This window comes from Pseudomonas sp. RA_15y_Pfl2_54, from assembly GCF_963971015.1.
In the GTDB taxonomy this organism is placed as follows: Bacteria; Pseudomonadota; Gammaproteobacteria; order Pseudomonadales; family Pseudomonadaceae; genus Aquipseudomonas; species Aquipseudomonas baetica_A.
This window is the reverse complement of record NZ_CAXAPN010000007.1, coordinates 151800-173637: the sequence shown is the minus strand read 5'-3', so window position 1 is coordinate 173637 and position 21838 is coordinate 151800. Positions and strand designations below refer to the sequence as shown.

The following is a 21838-nucleotide window of genomic DNA, read 5'->3' as shown; positions in this document are numbered from 1 at the left end:
GCCAGCTCCCACAGGGCTAAAGGGTGTCCTGGTGGGAACGAGCCTGCTCGCGAAATTTTAAGGGCTTAGTTGGTCTGGGCTCCCTGCGCGATCCATGCACCGATCAGGTCACGTTCCTGCTGGGTCATCTGTGTGATGTTGCCCAGTGGCATGATCTGTGTGGTGATGGCTTGCGCTTGGATCCGCGCCGCGTTCTGGCGGATCTGCTCGGGGGTGTCGAACATCACACCCGCTGGCGCTGCGCTGAACAACGGGCTGGTTGGTTTGGCCGAATGGCAGACCGCGCAACGTTCCTGGATCACGTTGTGCACCTTGTCGAACGCAGGACCTGCGTTGGACGCTTGCGCCGGTGCAGCAGGTGCAGCAGGTGCAGCAGGTGCAGCAGGTGCAGCAGGTGCAGCCGGAGCTGCAGGTGCCGCCGCTTCAGCCGGTTTCGCGCCACCACCCAGCGCCGTTTCCGGCAGCGGCTGGTATTCGATTTTCGCAGGCGCCTTGGCCACGTCCGGGCTGGTCATCGGTGCAGGGCCGGTGACGTAAGCCAGGCTGATCATGCCCACCGCTGCCACCGGCAGTGTCCAGGCAAACTTGTGGCTGTCGTGACGGGTGTTGAAGTAGTGACGCACCAACACTGCCAACACGGCGATCCCGGCCAGGATCAACCAGTTGTACTGGCTGCCATAAGTGCTCGGGAAGTGGTTGCTGATCATGATGAACAGCACCGGCAGGGTGAAGTAGTTGTTGTGACGCGAACGCAGCAAGCCTTTGGCGGGCAGCGCCGGGTCCGGGGTGCGGTTCTCGGCAATCGCGGCGACCAGTGCGCGCTGCGCCGGCATGATGATACGGAACACGTTACCGACCATGATGGTGCCGATGATCGCGCCGACGTGCAGGTAAGCACCACGACCGCTGAATACTTTGCTGAAGCCATACGCCGCGCCGATGATCAGCACGAACAGAATGAAACCGAGCAGAGCAGGGCGTTTGCCCAGGGCCGAGTCGCACAGGAAGGAGTAGATGAACCAGCCCAGGAACAGCGAGCCAATACCGATGGCCACGCCTTCAGGGCCGCTCAGCGTGCTGCCCGGAGCCAGCAGATAGAGCGTCGGGTTGGAGTAGAACACCACGCACAGCAGCGCGATACCCGACATCCAGGTGAAGTAGGCTTCCCATTTGAACCAGTGCAGGTTTTCCGGCATTGCCGGTGGGGCCAGTTTGTATTTTTCCAGGTGATAGATACCGCCGCCGTGGATCGCCCACAGGTCACCGGCCAGACCGGTTTTCGGGTTGACGCGGTTGAGGTTGTTCTCCAGCCAGACGAAGTAGAACGACGCGCCGATCCAGGCCACGCCAGTAATCATGTGAACCCAGCGCACGCTCAGGTTCAGCCATTCCAACAGATGTGCTTCCACAGTCTTTACCTCTCGCCTGTCACTCTTGTTGTCGAGTGATCAGACCTTCTCTTATTGGTGGGGGGCGAGGATCAAACGCTCATCCTCTTTGAAAAAATGCTCATCGCAGTTATTGCCTGTGCCACTGCGATCAACCACCAGGAAGTCATCCCGCTTTTCGATCGTCAGCACCGGGTGGTGCCAGACGCCGCGATGGTAATTAATGCCCTGCCTGCCGTTGGTGACGAAGGCGCGGACCAAGCCTGATACAGGTTCATCGCCAAGTGGCGCGACCACGATCAGAAAGGGGTTGCCGAGCAGCGGAATGAAAGCCTGGCTGCCCAGCGGATGGCGTTCCAGCATGCAAACGGTCAGCGGCATGTCCTGCGCGTCGGCGCGGAAGATGCTGATGATCGCGTTGTCCTCAGGCTGGGCGGTTTCGACCGTCGCCAGTTTGTGGAAGCGCATGGTCGAACCGTTGTTGATCATGAAGTGATCGCTGCCGTCGGTTTCGATCACGTCACCGAAAGGGGCGAAGGCTTCTTTGGTCAGCGGTTCAATCGTCAGTGTGCGCATGCTGTTCTTCTTATCCGAATACTATGTTGACTGTTCTGACGCCTTTGCGAGCAGGCTCGCTCCCACATTTGGAATGCAATCCCCTGTGGGAGCGAGCGTGCTCGCGAATGGCTTCACTGCTTACTTAGCGACCTTGCCCAGTACGCGCAGGCGACTCACACCACCATCAGGGAACACGTTCAGACGAATGTGAGTGATCGGGCCCAGTGCCTTGATCTGCTCGGCGAAGGTGTGTTCGGCGTGCATTTCCAGCTTCTGGCTTGGCAGCAGTTCGCGCCAGAACAGCGACTGGGTTTCGATCTGGCTGTCGGTGCCGCCTTTCACGAATGCGCCCTGGATCGAGCAGGTGTCCGGGTAGTTGCCCTTGAAGTGCAGGGTGTCGACGATGATTTTTTCGATCTCGCCCGGGTGACCCAGCGCAACGATGACCCAGTCATTGCCCGGAGTACGACGACGTGCAGTTTCCCAGCCGTCGCCCATGTTGATGCCACGGCCCGGGTTGAGGATGTTGCTCATGCGGCCGAAGTGTTCATCGGAGCAGGCGAGGGCGCGGCCACCGTTGAGGGCTGCAGCAAGGTCGACTTGCTCGTTGTCGCCAACAGCAGACCAGTCGCGGAACGGCACGCCATACACGCGTAGACGGGCTACGCCGCCGTCCGGGTAGATGTTGAAGCGCAGGTGGCTGAACGCTTGGTCGTGGCTGATTTCGTGGTAGTGGTGGCTGTTGCCCTGCAGCTCGACGGCCGACAGCACTTCGGTCCACTGGGTGTTTTCGTCAGGCTCGCCCGAGGCCAGGAAGCACGCTTCCAGCGAGGCCGATGGCGGGAAGTTGCCGGTGAAGAATGAAGTGTCGATGTCCACGCCTTTGATCGAGCCCGGTACGCCCAAACGAATCACCGCGCTGTCGTAGCCTTCAAAGCGCTTGCGACGCGATTCCCAGCCGTCCATCCACTTGCCGTTGTCATCGAACACGCCCTCCTTCCACACGGCCGGGGTCGGTTGGAACAGACGATTGGCGTCTGCGAACCAGTCATCGGTGACCGAGATGATTTTGGTGCCCAGACGGGCATCGGCCAGGTTGACGAACTTCTCGAAAGGTACGGCGTAAGCTTTCATTCTTCTTGTCTGCCTTTAATAAGTTGGCTGGGGATGCTTGCGAGGCCCTGGGCATTCTCCGCGTCTGACATGCTCGGGCCAGGCTTGCTAAAGAGTCAGTAAACGGAACAGGGCTATCTTGTTGATCTGCGCCAGCGCGCATTTGAATTCGGTGTCGACCGAGTTGTGAATGCGCGTTTCGAACGCTGCGAGGATCTGATGCCGGTTGCTGCCTTTTACCGCCATGATGAAGGGAAACTTGAACTTGGCTTTGTAGGCGTCGTTCAGCTCGGTGAAGCGCTGGAACTCTTCGGCCGTGCATTGGTGAATCCCCGCGCCCGACTGTTCTTCAGTACTGGCCGCGGTCAACTGGCCCTGAACGGCAGCTTTGCCGGCCAGGTCCGGGTGAGCGTTGATCAGTGCCAGTTGGCTGGCATGATCGGCGCTCAACAGGATGTCGCTCATGCGCTGGTGCAGGGTTTCGATCTCGTCGATCGAAGCGTCCGCGCCCAGGTCATAGGCCTTCTCGGCCACCCATGGCGAATGTTCGTAGATGTCGGCGAAGGCTTTGACGAAGGCGTCGCGGCTCAGGGTCGACGGTTGCAGGGTTTGAAAGCGGCTCATTGGGCGGCCTCTTGGTACGGGTGGGTTTCGTGCCAGTGACGTGCGATGTCGACGCGGCGGCTGAACCACACCTGTTCATGACTTTTGGCGTATTCGATAAAGCGTTTGAGCGATGCGAGGCGACCCGGACGGCCGATCAGACGGCAGTGCAGACCGATCGAGAGCATCTTCGGTGCTTCGGCGCCTTCGGCGTACAGCACATCGAACGCGTCTTTGAGGTATTCGAAGAAATCGTCACCCTTGTTGAAACCCTGCACTTGGGTGAAGCGCATGTCGTTGGTGTCGAGGGTGTACGGGATCACCAGATGCGGCTTGCCGGTCGGGTTGTTCGGTTCCCAGTAAGGCAGGTCGTCGTCGTAGGTGTCGCAGTCGTAGAGGAAACCACCTTCTTCCATCACCAGGCGACGGGTGTTCGGGCCGGTGCGACCGGTGTACCAACCCAGTGGGCGTTCGCCGGTGATTTCGGTGAGGACGCGGATCGCTTCGAGCATGTGCTCGCGTTCCTGCGCTTCATCCATGTACTGGTAGTCGATCCAGCGATAGCCGTGGCTGCAGATCTCGTGGCCGGCATCGACCATCGCACGGATCACATCCGGATGGCGCTGGGCGGCCATGGCAACGGCGAAGATGGTCAGCGGAATGTCGAATGCCTTGAACAGCTTGAGGATCCGCCAGACGCCGGCGCGGCTGCCATACTCGTAAAGCGATTCCATGCTCATGTTGCGCGCGCCTTGCAGCGGCTGAGCGGCAACCATTTCAGACAGGAAGGCTTCGGATTCTTTGTCGCCGTGCAGAATGTTGCGCTCGCCGCCTTCTTCGTAATTGAGTACGAACGACAGGGCGATGCGGGCATTGCCCGGCCAGTGTGGGTGAGGAGGGTTACTGCCGTAACCGATCAGGTCGCGTGGGTAGTCAGCGCTCACTGCAGTCTTCCTTCTTATTCGTTGACAGAGTTGTGTGGCGGCCTGGCAGGCTGGCGTCACAGCGATGGGCTGATTGTATACAACTTTATTCTCAATTTGTAAGCCTGATTTTTTGCATTTTTCACCGACTGTCATCTTTTACGGCCAATGGCGTGAGCCTGCAAGAAACCTGCCTGGTCAGTCAGCTAATGGATCGCAGGCTCAATAGATAAGTGCGTAGGGGGCAGATCCTGGGCAAACGCCCGAGTGTCGGGGGTGAAGTGAAAAATGTCGTTTTTATTGTGTACAATTTTTTTGAAAAGTGTCTTAATCAGTCGCTCGCCGCAACTTTTCGTGCTCCGAATCGGTGCGGTCTCCTTTTCACCTGACTTCGGGAGGCGCGAAGTCTGACTGCTCTTTGCGGCCAGGCGCGCAGAATCAATGGGACGTTTGACAACTCACGTATTGGACGCTGCACACGGTTGCCCGGGCAGCTCGATCAAGGTCGAGCTCTACCGCGTTGAAGGTTCGCACCTGGAATTGGTCGCCAGTGCACTCACCAACAGCGATGGCCGGGTTGATGCGCCGCTGCTGCAAGGCGATGACTATCGTAGCGGGGTTTATCAGGTCCAGTTCCATGCGGGCGACTACTACCGCGCCCTTGGCGTTCAGTTGCCTGAGCCGGCATTTCTGGACGTGGTCGTGCTGCGCTTCGGCATCTCAGCCGAGCAGGATCACTACCATGTGCCATTGTTGATTTCGCCTTACAGCTATTCCACCTATCGGGGCAGCTGACCCCCAAGCAGCTGCCTCTACCGGGAAGCGACTGCGCATATAGCTTCTTTGGTCTTTTGCCCGCTCACACTGCGGGCTTTTTTTCGCCAGGTGAGTGCAATCGTACCGCTCACCTGACAGCACCCTTTGAGATATTCTGAATGTTCTCCCAGCGACGCGCCGGAAGAACATCAGTATCAATGATCAGGCAGTGAAATCTTGAATAGATCTGGAGTCTGATGGGGGCATTGATTAAATACTTTCAGGTCGGAGTAACTTATTTTTTGAGACTTATTGCTGTCTAGAATCCACTTGCGCTCCGGTATGTTGAATTTTAGTTTTCCGGTACTGCCATCATTCATTGCAATGTGCTTGACCGGGAGTTCGCGTTGTTTAATGGCAGAAAGTTCCTTGGGAAGCTCGGTTTCAGCATCGACTGGTGGCACAAAAAAACGAGCGTCCAGACCGATAATGGAAAAATTTTCAAAAATGAGATTGACGGTATAAATGACGCCCATTGGCGCAATCACGAGGATTTCGTCAATAAGGTCTTCGGGATGCGAATATTGAGGTACATGAATCGTAGTCGTTCCAATATACAGTTTGTTATTTGCCAGGCTGATTGTGAATTCGCTGAGTTCAGTGGCATCAAGTTCCCAGGTCGTCGAGTTTCTCAACCTGTCTTTGGCGTTGGCCAGCCCGCCGGGAGTCGAAACTCGTAAAACTCTATTGTCAGACAGATGAAGAATATGGACGCCTCCCGCACCCTCTATGTTGTCGATGGCTATCTGTTCGCTCACAGGTAGTACCGTGGCGCAACGAACCAAACGGTCCACCTCCAGCGTCTCGGTTTCGGGAAGTTCAAAAACTGCATCGTCTTTCATTCGTAACGGAAAACGGTAGTCGTGGCTGGTAAGCGTATTTCCGCTGACGCTATGCTTATAGTGTTTCGGTGGGATGGCGTATTGTTTCTCAAGGTTAAGGGTGTGGGCTTTTTCATCCCTGAACACCAGCATGTATCCATGAATGGACACTTTTTCCATGGCTTGTTTGAGTGCGGCGTCGAGTGTGGTTTCCGTATATTGTCCAAATCCGGAAATCTGCAGCAGATTTTTTCCAAAGTAAAACAGGAAATCACATGAAACGTTGACTTTGTTTTTGTCGGCTGCCTTGTTCATCTCTATGGATGGTGTTGTCGCAAATGCCACATGGGCGCTCGTCAATTCGGAACTGTCATAGTCGAGGAATATACGAGTGCCGTAATAAGAGCTGGGGTTGCGTTCGGTTACGAATTGAGTGTGTGAGTTAAAACGCTGAACGTAATAGTGTGTGTTGCGGTCGGTAGGAACACTGCACAGGGATTTGTGGAGGATGACCGTGTTCTCCGGGCGGCCGGCTTTGATGATTTCGGCTTTGATTTCAATGGGGTTGTAGTGTTCTATTGTTTCAGGAAGGTCAGGCTTCAGATAATAACCATCCCTGGTAATAATGGTCAGTTTGTTGTTTTTCAGGGCTCGATGTTCGCCAGACTCTTTGTAAACGTCATCGATGCATACCTTGTAGCGGCGCCCATAATGAAAATCGAACTTTAATATGATAATGAGACGGTGCCTGCGCAATTCCCATTTCTCAATATGATCCATTCTCCAGCCCAGCGAGATAATACTTTCCTCAACACCATCTTCTGTAATGCCTACTGAGCCCTCCGCCAGCGCCACATAATAAAAATCCGCTCCGGATTGGCCGAATGCGGACCCACCACCCTGCAGGTAAATTTGGTCATTACCCGCACCGGCGTAGATTTTGTCATTGCCTCTGGACTTGATTACATTGGATTCATCCGTGCCAGTGACAATACTCGTTCCGCCTGGCAGGGTTTCCACATTTTCAATACTGTCGAGTTGTGCTTTCAAGGAATATTTTTTTGAGCCTTCAATCCACGGTTCCGGACCGGGTGTGAAGACCCGCAAGGTGCCCGCCGACAGGTCGACATCGATGCCCCGACCGGATGTACGAAACAACTGTTCGCCCTCAAGAATCAACGTGTCGCTGCCTGCACCACCCTTAAGTGTGGAAAACTCAGCACTTTCGATATTGCTTTCGAGCACTTGAGCCGCATTCTCGGCGACGAATTTGTCATCTTTATCACCCCCTGTCAGATTCTTTGTCCCCGATCCGTAACAAAAGTTATTGGGTTTTTTTTCGACCCCGATAATCGTGTCGTCTCCCTCACCCATCAGCCAGATAACACCTTTATTTTCCCCTGGGGAGCCGAGTACTGCGCCGGGCGTTTGCGCGGTGACGCCGTTTCGTGCATCAATCGTATCGGCCAGACCCACTACTTCAGGTACGTAGACGATCGGCATGATATCCAGCCCCCATTTTCTTGCTTGCACTCTTCTTTTCTTCAGTCTGTCTTCGTAGTTGCCATGTACGATGGCCTCAGTGGTGTCCTTATGTGTCTGGTCAAGCATGTTTCTGGCTGCCGTATGCAACCGCTTGGCAGTTTCGATTTTTGCTTTGGCAAGTTCGTAGCGATTCTTGATGTCTTGATCGATTTCCATCAACGGCACAAACGAGAACCATCCGGTACGCAAGCGCTCCTCAGCGGTCAGCTCAATGTAGTCGTCGATTTCGTCAACCACACGAACTGCCCCGTAGATTTGTGAGCCGATGGCCATGAATAGACCACATGCAAGGCCGACGGGGCCTGCGGCAGAGAAGCCGGCCATGGCGGCGGCCCCCAGAATGACGGTCATGGCAGCACTGGCAACATTCAAACCTCCGCTGACGTAATGATCCATGGCTTCTTTGCCGGTTTTATTGCTGGCGGCATTGAACTCTTTGACTGCGCTATAGATATCGAACGGTAACGTCAGCGCTCCCCCAGCAAGCCCGCCTGAGCGGCTCAATCTGATTCCGGATCTGGTTTTGACGAAGTCCTTCATCGCACCATTGCCAGCCTCAAGCATGCGCTGCCAGGCTTTGGTGAGGGCAATGTCCGTGACAATCGACCCGACTTCCACCCCGACACCGACACTGTTGAAAATGATTTCATCCTTCTCATTCTTCTGGACGGCATCGTAAATACCCCGAATGCCCATGAAGATGCCGAAGGCCTGAATACCTACGCTTGCGCCGACGGTGGAATGATTTTTGATGATGATCCAGCTTGGACTGCTTTTCTTTTTTGAGTAAGCCACTCGCAGATCAAGATTTTGGGCCGAGTTCAGAAGCCGAGACATTTTTTTGTGGTAGCCACCTTCCTCGACTTTCACACCGGCTTCTTCTCTTATTACCGGAGGAGCAGTGGGCGGGCGCAAGTTGGCCATCTCGAACAGCAGTGAGGGGAGTAGATAGTCACCGCCGAAAGTAGAAATTTTCATGCGTTTCTCGATTTCGGGGTAGCTCAGTTGCAGGGAGTTTACGAATGATCGAGGGGGTGTACGAAACTGAGTGTTATGGCCAGTCAGCGGTTGACCATCAATAGTCGCACCCAAAGCATCCAGGCCGCGTCGAGTTATTGTGTAGGGGCCTATTTTAAAAGGGCCGAACAGATCGTCGAGCATCTTGAGTTGACCGGGTTTACGTCGACTGTTCTCGGGCGTCGTATTATTACCATCGTTGTCGATGTCAGCTTCGAAGTCCATCGTCGAGGCGGTTCGTTCGTTGGCATGAATTCCCATATCGAAAACGGCGATAGCGTCATCTTGTGGGTAGGTTTTTTCAACCGGGATGGGCGTTGACATCTAAACTTCCTTGTTGGTGATGTTTAACTTGAAAAGTATCGCTGGGCGCTGCTGCGGTAAAGCTGGTATTTGATGCAATAAGTTTTTTTGTTTTTTGTTTTTTGTTTTTTGTTTTTTTCGCAGCAGCTGACGATCGTGCGCTGTTTTTCGCAAGCGTGGTCTGGAAGGATATGACGCAGATTTAGTGTTATGTGTTTTCTGCCGGGCGGGTCGCTTAATCGTTCTGATCAGCGCTCTCTTATGATGAACAGCGTTGTTTGCCCCAGAGCATCAGTTTGAACACCTCCGAGCAGATAGACAATTTTGTTTGCATCCATGTAACTGGCCAGAGGGTGCTGTTGCTGACCGATCCGGGTCTGCAACATGGCAGAGGTCAGTGTCAACCCCGGGGCGATGGGGCGCTTTAGCCTCCCACCGATAATGTCGGGAAGGTTCAATACGAATACCGCGTCTATTGTTTCCCGGTGAAACAGCAAAACATCCTCGCTGTGCGGCTCAAATGTGGAACTGATGACATAACCGTCATCCTCCAGCACATGGCTGAACAGCAATCGCAAGCTGGATATTGCAGGCGCCTTTGCATACGCGTTCCAGTGGTGGGGGAATCGTCCTGGATCGAGATCCAGACGCTGCAGGCCCTCTCCCAATACCGAAGGAATTGCCAATGATGTACCGTGGCCTCTGCCTTGTTCGCTGAAGAGGTCGCGCAACATCAACAAGGGGTCAGCGAGTTCGCGTCGCGGGGGTTGCAGGAAGCTCCTGTCCGTCCAGTAGCTAAATGTCTGGTTCAAGACGGCCAACCCATGAGCGGTGATGATTTCGGATCGATTTGCCTGATTGAATATGGCCCGGGCAAGAAAACTTACAGACTGATCCGACAAGTATCTGAACGTCCGGGAAATATATTGAGTGATGGGCATTTCAAAAGGGAAACGCCGGTCCAGGACAATCCACCGATCATTTCTTTTGATCGCCCACTTTGGTTGCAAAGACGGATTGTCGCGGAGCATGTATTCGAAGGCGTCATACAACGCGGGCGAAAACAAAGGATGTTGCAAATAGGCGAGCCGCGAGTCGGAATTGAGCGTCTGCTGGACAATGCGATAATAAAGCTCGTCTATCTCGATGTGTTGGCCCAGTTGCGGTTGAATTCTTTTTCCCCAGTTGCGCCACAGCCCATAAGACAGATTAATGGCTTGCGGGTTGGCTGACAGCAGGCGCTCGGTCAACGTTTGTGTCTGGTGAGGGGCATCATCCAGATGCGGTGGCTTACTTGGGCCCGGTATCGGTTCTTCAGTGTCGGTTGGAAGGCGACGCCTGTCTTGCTGCGAACGCTCTGGTACGGGATCGGTTTCAGGGGCTTTGCGACGCCAGATTTTCGTTCCGGGGATCTGTTCAAAATAGATATCCGGCGAGTAGGTTGTCGTCGCGAATGCTTGCTGATACTCATCGGCGGCGTTTTTACGCACCATGACCGTTCCGTCTACCGTGTCAACGTAGGTTTTGCGATGTTTGTCATGTCTGATTCCGTCCGGCGTGTTCTCTGCGGGAGAGAGTTGGGCCGCGTCCCAAGGGTTCAGGAATACCGGTGCTTCTGGCGGCCGGGGGGCATCAGCGGTGGTATGTGGTCTGTCCGCCTCGGAATCGTTGGTCAGCCAGTCCGGGCGTTCGAAGGTCCAGGTCGGCTGGCGCTCGGATTTGTTCAGGAAAGGGCCAGGCAGCGTCGGCATGAAGTCGAAAGGCACTTGATATCGGCCGTCGCCCTGGCGCTGGACAAGGATATGCCCCTCATTTTCGACGTGAGCATAGAGCTTGCCATCCGGACTGGTGAAAAGACCGCTGTCAGATCCGAGAGGATTCAACATGTGCAACCGATCGGCAGGCCACGTAATCGAGCGTAGAACGGTACTAACGGTTTTCGGGCGGGTATCAGGCATTTCGCTGACCCTTACAGAAGGCGGCGGCGAAGAGCTCCCGGTATAACCATGAGAGGGAATTGTGGGCGTTTGATTGTCCCCCGGCACTCTCCAGAACGCGCTATCGAAGTTCAGCCGATTACTTTCCAGAGTGCCCGGCGAAGGACTTCTGGGCGTTGGAGGTGTATGGGGCGCAGCTATACCGTGCACAGGCTTCGGTGGTTTGGCCATTAATATATTCTCTCTATTTAAATATAAGGTGCGTATTGTTCGATGCGGCGCTGAGGGCTAGCGCCATAAAGCGGCCACTAAAAAATAATCAAGACGTTTGGCCGATTGCAGTAAAGCATTCGCGCTAAATAGCGAGTTTCATCCCTCCCTCACGACAAAGAGCGTTGGTGTGTAAGGGGTTGATTCTTGTACGCCGCCGATTAAATAGACGATTTCGTTTTGTGCAAGATAACTGTCCAGTTTTTCTTTCTCCGGCGACTTTAGTTTGTTTCGAAACACTGGATTAGTGAGTTCTGAACCAGCAGTCGTGCTACGAGGAACAGTATCGCCGGTGAAGCCTGGAAGTTTTAATACGAACACCGCGGCAACACCTTGCCGGTGAAATATCAAAGCGTCTTCGCTGTGCTGCCGCGTGGAAGGGTTGATGCTATAGCCGCTCTGTTGCAGGACGAAGCTGAACAAGTTATGCAAACCGGCGCTGGTCGGTGCGGCCGTGTAGGTGCCCCATTCCTGGGGAAAGCGCTGTGGATCAAAGTCCAAGCGCTGCAGAAGATCGGAGCCTCGGGCAGGCAGAGTTAGCAATCCGCCCGGCACGAGAGGGGAGGGCTGTGTTTGCAGCTTTGGCAACATCACCAACGGATCGGAAAGACTGTGCAAGACTTTCTCGTTAGTGACCCGGTCTGTCCAGTGACGGAGTGTCAGGGCCATCACCGAGATTCCATGGGCGTTGATCCCTTCAGGTCGGCTGGCTCGCGTAAATACGGCTCGGGCGACAGCGCTGGCCGAATGTTCCGACAGATAGTTGAAAGCGTCGCAGACGTATTGCGTCAAGGGTTTGGTAAACGGCGGATGGTTATCCAGAACTTTCCATTGGCCATCCCGTTTCAGCGCCCATTTTGGTTGGCGCGAAGGCTCATCGCGCAACATGTTTTCGAATGCGTCGAAGTGATCAGGTACGAATGCTGGATGTTGCAAATAGACCAGTCCGGTCTCTGGGCGTAAACCTTGGCTTACGATCACATAGTGCTGACCGTCTATTTCGACAGACTCGCCTGTCTCCGGTCCTATGGATTTTCCCCAGTTTTTCCATTGGCCCAAGGACAAGTCCAGTGCGCTCGTTTGTTGATGAAAAAGATTCTGCACCAGTGCACCGGCATCGGTCGCGACATGGGTTTCATCCGACACACGGAAGCGTTTACTTGGGCCCGCCGTTACTTCGGGCGTGTCGGCAAGGGCTTGATCAATCTCAGGGAGAGGGCGTTTCGAGGGGGTGTTGACAGGTTCAATTTGGCGCCAGAGGGTTGTATCGGGAATTTGTTCAACCCATTCACCGGACGGGCTCGATTCCCCTGCGTGGGTCTGGCGGTAACCGCCCTTGTCTTTGCGCACCATGACGATTCCTCCTTCCATTTCGACATACGCCTTTTTGAACTTGTCGTAGCGGATGCCTTCCGATGTGGCTGGATTTCTTTTCAGTTGGGCGGCCGATTTGTCATCGATGAATACCGGATGCTTTGGCCTGTCGCCAAGCGACGTATCGACAACCGGAACCTGATGGGGGGGTGGTGTGTCCTGGGTTCGCGCCACGGTTGCAGTGTGCCGCGAGGGCTGTGGATCTGGCAGGCGATTGATGATGACACTGGCGCGCGGGATGGATGTCCCTGGCGAGGCGATGGATGAGTGGGCAGTCGATATCGGATCCCCACCTACAGCGCCTGAGACGGATAAGGTGGGGTCGCTGTGGGTACCTGTAAGCGGCGACGGGCTTCTTGGTGTTGTCGTAGACGTCTGCGGTGAAGGCGAGCCTGGCGTTTTCTTGGATGGCTTTAACATTGCGTTGCTCCGATGAATTGTGGATTCATTTATCCGAAAGGACGCGCCGGGCAATAGAAGCGCAACTGCGAGGTTGCCTGCGGCGAGTCTTCAAGGGAGCGATGTTCAGTAAAATGGCGTCAGCGCGTGCGGTATATATGTCTTGATCCAAAAACAATGATGCAAGGCATTACCGGTTTGTAGAGGGCCGATATGACGCTCCCCTCGCCGTTGGCGGGCGAGGGGAGAACGACAGTCAGCGCTCTCTAATAATGACCACCGCTACCGGATTCGACGCAACCTTCGCCACCCCGCCTACCAGCCAGACCACTTTGTTTTGGGCCTCGGCGGTCTGAAGAGCGAGCAAGGCGGCACTGCCGATTCTTTGTGGCAAATTCGGATCAGCGAGTTCGTTGCCCGGGGTATGCGATAGACCTGGATCTCCGACCGTTCCCAGTTTGAGATAAAAGACCTCTTGATGATTTGTGAGTCTGAATACCAACGTAGGACTGCGGTGTTCATATGTCAGGGGAAAGATGTCGTAGCCGCTGCGAACCAGCAATGCGCCGACGAGGCGTCTGAGATTGAGGTCGCTTGGATAGGTCAGGTAGTGACGCCATTCGACCGGAAAGTGTGTTGGATCGAAGGTCAGCCGTTGTAAATCTCCATCACCCTGGGGGCGCAGCGGAAGGATCCTTTTGTTTCCGATATCAACGGATGTCACCACGGGCAGCATGTTCATCGGATCTGCGTAAGCGGGTGCGGTGGGAAACGGTTTTTGGTTCCACTGGTGCAAGACAGCCTGAATGTTGATCAGTCCGGTGCCTGTGATGGTGGGCGAGTTATCGGAGAGTTCAAACAGTTTCCTGGCGACGGCCCGCGAAGTGAAATCAGAGAAGTCCGGAAATGTATCGGCTACGGATTGCGACAGGGGCTTTTCAAAAAAACGTTTACCGGGACGGATTTCCCCCGGCTCGGTACCGATACGAAACGTTGCCACCGGTTGGCGTTCGGGATTTGTTTGCAGCATCTGCTCAAAAGCATCGAAATGTGTCGGAACAAATTCGGGGTGCTGTAGAAAGTACACTTTGGGCAGGCTGTTGGGGGCAGAGCCGATGGGCACGATGGGATAATGGAGCCAGCCGAGCTGGATGGAATCTGCGGATGATGGTGGGTTCAGATCGCCCCATGGTAACCAGAAGTAGGGTGTCTGGACCGATGAGGCACTGTTGTCGTTCGCCGGCGGTGTAGAGTCCTCGGGCTCATTGAGTCGCGGTCGCTTGCTCGGGCCGGGCGAGGGTTCGTCAAATTCGGCGACGGCGCGAAGAGGGTCTGGTGCGAAGCTTTCGTCTGTTGTCGTGCTCTGCGCTTTTCGGCGCCAGAGTTTTGTCCCGGGAATGTGTTCAAAAAAAATGGCGGGTGAGTCACTTGTCGTGGCAAAGGCTTGCTGATATTCGCCATCGGCGTTTTGACGCACCATGACGGTTCCTTCTGCCGTATCGACATAGGTCTGTTTGAGCTTGTTGTAGCGGATTCCGTTCGCTGAGAGTTCAGCTTTGCTCAGCTTTGCTGCGTTTTCTGGTGAAAGGTAGGACGGTGTTTGCGGTTTTACGGCTTCAGCGCCCGAAGTCCGAGTAAGTTGCCAGCCCGGTTGTTCGATGCGCCAACTGGCCTGGCCTTGATTTTTCGTCAGAATCGGGCCTGGAACGCCCGGTGCAAAGGAGAGTGGAACGTAATATTGTCCTTGCCGATTCTGTTCTACAACGAACTGGCCCTCTGTTCCGATCTGGGCGTAGGTTCGCAGATCCGGCCCAGTGAACAATCCTGTGTTGTCTGCAAGCGGCACCAACTCGTTGAATCGGCTTTGAGGCCAGGCAATCTGGCTGCGAGCGGTGATGTAGCTATCAAGTTCGGCACCGGGCATCCTGCTCACTGTGACGTTGGCTACACGAGAGGTGGCGTCTTGAGAGATATTCGGAAAGTGCTGTGCGGACGTTGAATCGATGCCAGGCAGGTATACGTCCGGAAGGTGTGTTGTACCGCGGTTATCTGAGAGATAGTCCACAGATCGGGTCGTTGTACTTGTTGTACTTGTTGTACTCGTAGTACCGGATCCAGTTGTAGTAACAGGCGCTTTTTTTGTTGGCTTGATCATATAGGTTTATTCCATCCATTGGATTTTTTGAAAGCGGGAGAAACTGCCTTTTCGTGGCGTTCAGGCGCAGCCGATCAACGCGCGGTAATGCCTGAGCGCTTCAACCGCCGAGTGCGCAATAAGTTGTCGGTTTTAAATCGATTTTTGTGTGTTGGTGGGGCAGGCTAATTTATGGCGAAACCTGGCGTTGATAGACCCGGTGTCTGATGGGTGCAGCGATTCAAGACCTGCAGTTTCGCGTAATCAACAACTTCGCTGTCCAGCAGCCAACGGCGTCTGGCAAAGCTATAGCTGAGTATTCCGGCTCGATTGTCGATCACACTGATATGTCTGACCCTGATGTCCTTGTCGGCAATGGCGATGAATTCTTCGGGCAACGCTGTGGCCCAGTCGTCGGGGGCTTCGAAAAATCTGGCATCGAGGCCATCGAAATAAATTGTGTCGAAGGAGAGGTCGACAGTTTTGACAATGCCTTTCGCAGTGACGACACGCACTTGATCGACAAGATCTTCACTGTCGTAGTCTGGTAGATAGACCGTACACGTTCCAATCTGCAGTTGATTTTTCTCCAGTTTTATTTCGACATTGCCCAGTGCGCTGGCATCGAACTCCCACGTGGACGAAAAGCGCAATCTGTTGTTGGCCTTTGCCAGTGCGCCTGGCGTAGCGATTCTGATTATTAGGTCTGCCGCGAGATGGATCAGATATGTCGCCCCGTCACCTAGCAGACTTTCGATCGCGGTTTGTTCAGGATAAGACGTCAGCGTGGCGCAGGCGGATCTGGCGCTCAGTTGATAGGCTTCGTTCACGGGAAGTTCAAACAGGTAAAGACCTGCGCGGTATTGCTCTGGAAGAGGGATCCGGGTTTTCCACTTCGTGAATGCGTACACCTTATAGTTTGCAGCCACGGGAGGCACGTCAGTTTTCAGTGTGAGATGAGCATTGAAAGCGACGCCGTCACTGAATGCAAAAACATATTGATGATCGGGGTAGAGCGCCATGGTTCTTAGCGTTTTCACGCTATTCATTGGATCGTTTCCACCCCTTGCCTGCGCGAACAACTTGATTGTTAATGTCTTTTTCCCAAAGTAATAGACCAGATCGCAACCCATTAACAGATCATGTTTTTTTGCCGATATTCTCGCCAGGAAGTGTGCTTCTGATTTAGTCAGTTCATCACTCGCGAAGTCCAGAAAAATTCTGGTGACAGCGTTGGTACGCTTTACTGCGTAAAACCGGGTGTGTTGTTGAGTTCTTGGAATGTAATAGCTGGCATCGTTGTTGTGCCGGATTATGCAATCGGATGTGTAAAGAATGACCGGACTTTGCGGTCGTCCTTTGCGGGTGATGACCACCTCGACGTCGATGGGTCTTTCGCTTTTGATTGATTCAGGAAGCTCAGGTACCAGATAAAAGCCGTCCTCGGTAATGAAGGTGAGTTTGTTGTTCTTTAATTGATAATCGTCACCGAGCCGTTTGTAGATGTCACGGATGATGACCTTGCTTCTGGGCCTGTCGTGGAAATCGAATTTCGAAGTGATGACCAGCGCGCTCTTCTCGATGATCCAGCTTTCAATCAGATCCATTCGCCAATTCAAGACAATGACGCTTTCTTGCTTACCGTCTTCGATGATGCAAATGCAGCCCGCTTCATGGGCAATGAAATACTCGTCTGCTCCGGATTCACCCGATGCCGTTGCACCTTTGTGAATCAAATGAATCTGGTCGTTTCCTGCACCAGCTCTGATGGTGTCGATGCCACGGGACTTGATGATGTTGCGTTGTGCTGTACCGGTGACGGTGCTTGTGGCATGCGCGACGGTTTCAACATTCTCGATACTTTCCAGAACGCTGTGGAGCGTACGTTTTTTTCCGCCTTCGGCCGATGGATCAGGGGTGATTACCTGGAGCCTCCCCGCCACCAGGTCGATGTCATACCCGGGTTGCTCCGCAGCACTAAGGTTATAAAGGCCGCCAAGGGACAAAGTGTCGTTGCCTGCTCCGCCCTTCAATGTCGAATAATGGTCATCCCTGGAAACATTCTTGAGTCGATCGGCAGCGCCTTCGAAGACGAATCGATCGTCTTTGTCCCCCCCTGTCAGCTCTTTTCTTCCGGTCTTGTAAAAAAAGGCGTTTGGTTTTTTTTCAACCCCTCGGATTGAGTCTTTACCGTCACTGATGAACCACAGGACCGCTTTATGCTCTGCCGCGGAGCCCAGTTGCGCGCCCGGAGTGGCACCGCTAACACCTTCGCGGGCGTCAATGGTGTCATCGACTCCTGTTATTTGTGGAAGATTGACGGTTTGCCACCGGTCTTGTTTAGTCCACCAGTTACGTGCCCATATCCGAGTCGGCTTGAGGTTGACCTCAAAAGCACCATGAACGATGGCTTCGGTGGTGTCCTTCAGCTCGCCATCCAGCAGTTTCTTTGCCGCGTCCTTCATTTTCCTGGAGTGCTCGACCCTGGTTTTGGCAATGCTGTAGCGATCCTGCACATCGGCGTCAGGATCCATGAAACAGAACGAGAACCAGCCTGTGCGCCAGCGCTCATTGGTGGTGAGTTCGATGTAATCGTCAATATCGTCCACCAGTCTTACGGCAGCGTAAGCCTGAGCGCCAATGGCCAGAATCGCTCCCGCCGCGAGTCCGACCGGACCTGCAAAAGAAAAGCCTGCCATCGCTGCGCTGCCGAGTATCAGGGTCATGGCGGCACTCGTTAGGCTCAAACCGGCACTGATGTAATGATCCAGCGCTTCTTTCCCGGTTGCATTGTCTGCAGCGGTCAAGGATGTGACCGCGGCATGTAAATCGAAAGGCAGCGTCAGCGCTCCCCCGATCAACCCACCGGAACGACCCAATCTCACGGCGAATCGGGTTTTGGCGAAGTCCTTGTAGGCAAATTGGCCAACCTTGATCATTTGCGTGGCCATTTTAGTCACGGCCATGTCTACAGTTATGGAGCCCACTTCAGAGGTGATGCCCGCGCTATTGATTACGGCTTGCGCGGTGTCACTGTTTCTGACCGCATCGACCACCCCGCGCAAACCCATGAATATTCCAAAGGCTTGAATCCCGACACTTGAGCCGAGCAGGCAGTCGCTCTTGATCATTGACACCCAGCGAGGGCTGCTCTTGGACAGGTAGGCATGACGCAAATCGAGTTTTTGCGCGGAGCCTAGAAGTTTCGCAAGTGTGCTGTGGTATGTACCCTGATCAACATCGCTCGTGGGATTGTTTCCAAGCATCGGCGGGGCGTCTAATGGACGTCGGCTGGCAATTTCGAACAGCAGCGACGACAACAGGTAGCCCTCCGTGACCGTAGTTGATTTCATTCGGGTTTCTATATCGGGCGAGCTGAACTGTAACGAGTTGATGAAGGAGCGCTTGGGCGTTCGAAAGAAAGTGTTCTGACCATTCAGGTGTTGTCCGCCCGTCGTTGCGCCCAAAACGTCCAGGGAAACTCGTGTAATTGAAATAGAGCCGATATGAAGTGGACCGAACAGATCGTCGACGATTTTCAGCTGTTGTGTTTGGCGTTTGTTCGCGGTGGCGATTTCGCCATCAAAATCGATGGTCGAAGCTGTGCGCTCATTGGCATGGAAGCCTATATCGGTGATTACTACGGAGTCAGTTTGCTGGAACGAATCCGGTGTAAAAGTGGCCATTTGAACATCCTTGTTCTGCCCAATTATTTGTCGAATAGCGCGGTTATATTAGGTTTTGTTTTTTAGAGTTGTACATCCATGGGTTGTTGCGTTGTATTTCGCCCGACGCGGCAAGTTGAAATGCCCTTTAAATATCTCAGTGGCTGCTGAGTAACGATACGGCTCCTGCACTACCGAACAAACCGGCGCTGATCCGGTTGAACCAACTTTGTCCCTTGCCGCTGCGCAGATAGCGCGCAGCACCATGGGCGCCCAGTCCGTAGGCCAGTTTGCACAGCAGGTCCAGCAAGGTCCAGGTTGCAATCATCACCAGTAACTGCGGCAGGAAAGGCTGTTCGGCGCTGAGGAACTGTGGCAGAAACGCGGCGAAGAACAGAATGTCTTTCGGATTGCTCGCGCCCAGCACGAACGCGCGCCCGAACAGTGCACGAAAACGTGGGACAGCCGTCGCTTGTGGCACTTCGGCGCCTGTCGAAGGCTGGCGCGACTGCTGCCAGCTCTGCCAGGCAAGATAGAACAGGTAAAATGCGCCGATGATTTTCAGCGCGCTGAATAACTGTTCCGAAGCCAGTAGCAGGGCCCCCAAGCCAAGCGCGGATGCGCTGAGCAAACAGATCGAAGCAATCACGCCGCCGAGAAACGCCGGGTAAGAGCGCCGCAAACCGTAATTCAGGCTGTTGCTGATCATCAGCAACGACAGTGGCCCCGGAATCAGGATCACCACCAGTGCAGCGCCGCTGAACAGCAGCCAGGTTTCCAGACTCATCACTTTCCTCCTTTTTTGTTGTACTCAAGAATGTGCAAAAGCCCCACCCGCCAGGGTGAGGCTGTTTTGAAGCCAGAACCGCTTAACGCTTACAAGAAGATGAACTTGGCGATGAAGATCGCGCAGAGCACCCACAGGCTGACGGAAATTTCCTTGTACTTGCCGGTACCGGTCTTCAGCGCCACATAAGTGATGAAGCCCAGCGCGATACCATCGGCGACCGAGAAGGTCAGCGGCATCATGATCGCGGTGACGATGGCAGGAATCGCGTCAGTGGCTTCGTCCCATTCGATGTGGGCCATGCCGCCCATCATCAGCATCGCAACGTAGATCAGTGCACCGGCGGTGGCGTAAGCGGGAATCATGCCAGCCAGTGGTGCGAAAAACATTGCCGCTATAAATAGCACACCTACGGTGACGGCGGTAAGACCAGTCCGACCGCCAGCGGCCACGCCGGCAGCACTTTCTACATAGCTGGTGACAGGCGGTACACCGACCACGGCACCGAAAACGCTGGAAGCACTGTCGGCTTTCATGGCGCGGGAGAGGTTTTCGATGCGACCGTCAGCGCCGACCAGATTGGCACGCTGGGCAACGCCCATCAGGGTACCGGCGGTGTCGAACATGTGCACAAAGAGGAAGGCCAGCACCACACTGATCATGCTGACGTTAAACACGCCGGCAACGTTCATCGCCATAAAGGTCGGCGCCAGGCTCGGCGGCGTCGACATGATGCCCTCGTAATGCACGATGCCCAGGCCCCAACCGGCCAGCGTCACGGTGATGATGCTGATGAGGATCGCGCCAAAAACTTTGTGGTAGCTGAGGATGGCGATCATCAGGAAGCAGATGGCGGCGAGCAGCGGGCCCGGTTCACGCAGGGAACCGAGTTTGATCAGCGTGGCCGGGCTGTCGACGACGATGCCTGCGGTTTTCAGGCCGATCAGGCCAAGGAAAAGACCGACCCCTGCGCCCATCGCAAAGCGCAGGCTCACAGGAATACTGTTGAGCAGCCATTCGCGAATCCGCGAGAAGGTCAGGATCATGAACAGCACGCCTGAGACGAACACTGCGCCCAGCGCCGTTTCCCAGTTGTAGCCCATGGTGCCGACCACGGTGTAGGTGAAGAAAGCGTTCAGGCCCATGCCCGGCGCCAGACCCACCGGCCAGTTGGCGTAAAGGCCCATCAACAGGCAGCCCAGCGCAGCGGCGATACAGGTGGCGACGAATGCCGCACCATGGTCAATCCCGGCATCGGCCATGATGTTCGGGTTGACGAAGATGATGTAAGCCATCGTGATGAAGGTTGTCAGACCGGCAATCAACTCGGTCTTCACCGTGGTGCCATGCAAGCTGAGTTTAAACAGGCGCTCCAGCAGGCCATTGCGTAACGGCGGCGAGAGATCCAGCGTCGATGCTTCGGATTTGCGGCTTTCCACAGCGAGTACTCCTCAAGAGTTTTATTGTTATTTCCAGGGCCGGACCCATGAGGGGTGGCAGCGGCCCTTTGAGGCATACGCGAATTTGTTGACCATAAGGTCAGGAACTCGCACGCTGTGGATTATGCTTTTGTGTACAAATAAAGCAAATATTGTTTTTGATTTTGTTTACGAACGGTCCGACGATAGCGATATATCGCCACTGCGTGCCCTTCGCGAGCAAGCCAGACGATTCAATGGAGATGTGCCTGACTCTCACCCAAGGCCAGATTCACCGCCAACCACCCATTCACCGCTGTCTCCCCAGCCTCGGCGAACACCCGCTCCAGCAACTTCACCTGCTCACGGCGCAACGACTGTTCGAACTTCCTCCCTTCGGCCGTCAATTCCAGCAGGCGCTTACGCTTGTCAGCCTGCGATGCCATGCTGTCGACCAGATGCATTTCCTGCAACTGGCGCAGCGGCATGTTCAGCGCCTGCTTGCTCACCCCAAGCAAGGCCAGCAACTCCTTGACGCTCAAATTTGGATAACGAGCGATGAAAAACACAATCCGTTGATGCACCCGAGACAACCCGCGGCGCTCAAGCATTTCATCAGCCTTGGCGGTGAAGGCCTGATAACCGAAGAAGAACGCTTCCATGGCCTGTTGCTGACTGGTTGGGTTTTTAAGGTCAATCATGTTGACGTACTCGCTCGGGTTATCGTAATTTCAGTCAATAAGTTTGACTCATTTTTCACATGCCTC

At 54.5% G+C, this 21838-nt stretch carries 14 protein-coding genes; 1 reads left to right on the top strand and 13 read right to left on the bottom strand.

What is annotated here, in order from left to right:
• Positions 1–65 precede the first annotated feature (65 nt).
• The 5 genes from AACY50_RS07630 to puuE all read right to left on the bottom strand — a co-directional run bounded on the left by AACY50_RS07630 (position 66) and on the right by puuE (position 4606).
• On the bottom strand, positions 66–1409 hold the full coding sequence (locus tag AACY50_RS07630; protein ID WP_339538408.1) for a urate hydroxylase PuuD: 1344 nt from the start codon (positions 1407–1409) through the stop codon (positions 66–68).
• Positions 1410–1460: 51 nt separating this feature from the next.
• Positions 1461–1964, bottom strand: a complete 504-nt coding sequence (locus tag AACY50_RS07625) for an ureidoglycolate lyase (protein ID WP_016982872.1) — start codon at positions 1962–1964, stop codon at positions 1461–1463.
• A gap of 120 nt (positions 1965–2084) precedes the next feature.
• Positions 2085–3080: an allantoicase gene (gene alc / locus AACY50_RS07620; RefSeq protein ID WP_339433962.1), complete on the bottom strand. Its 996-nt coding sequence runs from the start codon at positions 3078–3080 to the stop codon at positions 2085–2087.
• 87 nt (positions 3081–3167) lie between these two features.
• Positions 3168–3683, bottom strand: a complete 516-nt coding sequence (gene uraD / locus AACY50_RS07615; protein WP_339433963.1) for a 2-oxo-4-hydroxy-4-carboxy-5-ureidoimidazoline decarboxylase — start codon at positions 3681–3683, stop codon at positions 3168–3170.
• Entirely contained in the window at positions 3680–4606 is a 927-nt protein-coding gene (gene puuE, locus AACY50_RS07610) for an allantoinase PuuE (RefSeq protein ID WP_339466485.1), read from the bottom strand. The genes uraD and puuE overlap by 4 nt, the downstream gene beginning before the upstream one ends.
• Before the next feature lie 420 nt (positions 4607–5026).
• Here puuE and uraH point away from each other — a divergent pair, with 420 nt between their 5' ends.
• On the top strand, positions 5027–5380 hold the full coding sequence (gene uraH, locus AACY50_RS07605) for a hydroxyisourate hydrolase (protein WP_339538407.1): 354 nt from the start codon (positions 5027–5029) through the stop codon (positions 5378–5380).
• Between the two features lie 176 nt (positions 5381–5556).
• Here uraH and AACY50_RS07600 read toward each other — a convergent pair whose 3' ends face one another.
• The 8 genes from AACY50_RS07600 to AACY50_RS07565 all read right to left on the bottom strand — a co-directional run bounded on the left by AACY50_RS07600 (position 5557) and on the right by AACY50_RS07565 (position 21772).
• Positions 5557–9108: a calcium-binding protein gene (locus tag AACY50_RS07600; RefSeq protein WP_339538406.1), complete on the bottom strand. Its 3552-nt coding sequence runs from the start codon at positions 9106–9108 to the stop codon at positions 5557–5559.
• 227 nt (positions 9109–9335) lie between these two features.
• On the bottom strand, positions 9336–11045 hold the full coding sequence (locus AACY50_RS07595; protein ID WP_339538405.1) for a hypothetical protein: 1710 nt from the start codon (positions 11043–11045) through the stop codon (positions 9336–9338).
• Between the two features lie 348 nt (positions 11046–11393).
• Complete coding sequence (locus tag AACY50_RS07590) at positions 11394–13088, bottom strand: hypothetical protein (protein ID WP_339538404.1); 1695 nt, start codon at positions 13086–13088, stop codon at positions 11394–11396.
• Positions 13089–13323: 235 nt separating this feature from the next.
• The gene (locus AACY50_RS07585) at positions 13324–14991 is read right to left on the bottom strand and encodes a hypothetical protein (protein ID WP_339538403.1); all 1668 of its coding nucleotides are present in this window, start codon (positions 14989–14991) and stop codon (positions 13324–13326) included.
• A 395-nt stretch (positions 14992–15386) separates the two neighbouring features.
• A complete protein-coding gene (locus AACY50_RS07580; RefSeq protein ID WP_339433857.1) occupies positions 15387–18887 on the bottom strand; it encodes a calcium-binding protein in 3501 nt (1166 codons plus the stop codon).
• 136 nt (positions 18888–19023) lie between these two features.
• Positions 19024–19653, bottom strand: coding sequence for a LysE family translocator (locus AACY50_RS07575; protein ID WP_339433858.1), 630 nt, complete (start codon positions 19651–19653; stop codon positions 19024–19026).
• Between the two features lie 89 nt (positions 19654–19742).
• The gene (locus AACY50_RS07570; RefSeq protein ID WP_339433859.1) at positions 19743–21092 is read right to left on the bottom strand and encodes an NCS2 family permease; all 1350 of its coding nucleotides are present in this window, start codon (positions 21090–21092) and stop codon (positions 19743–19745) included.
• Positions 21093–21325: 233 nt separating this feature from the next.
• Positions 21326–21772, bottom strand: coding sequence for a MarR family winged helix-turn-helix transcriptional regulator (locus tag AACY50_RS07565; protein WP_339538402.1), 447 nt, complete (start codon positions 21770–21772; stop codon positions 21326–21328).
• Positions 21773–21838 lie beyond the last annotated feature (66 nt).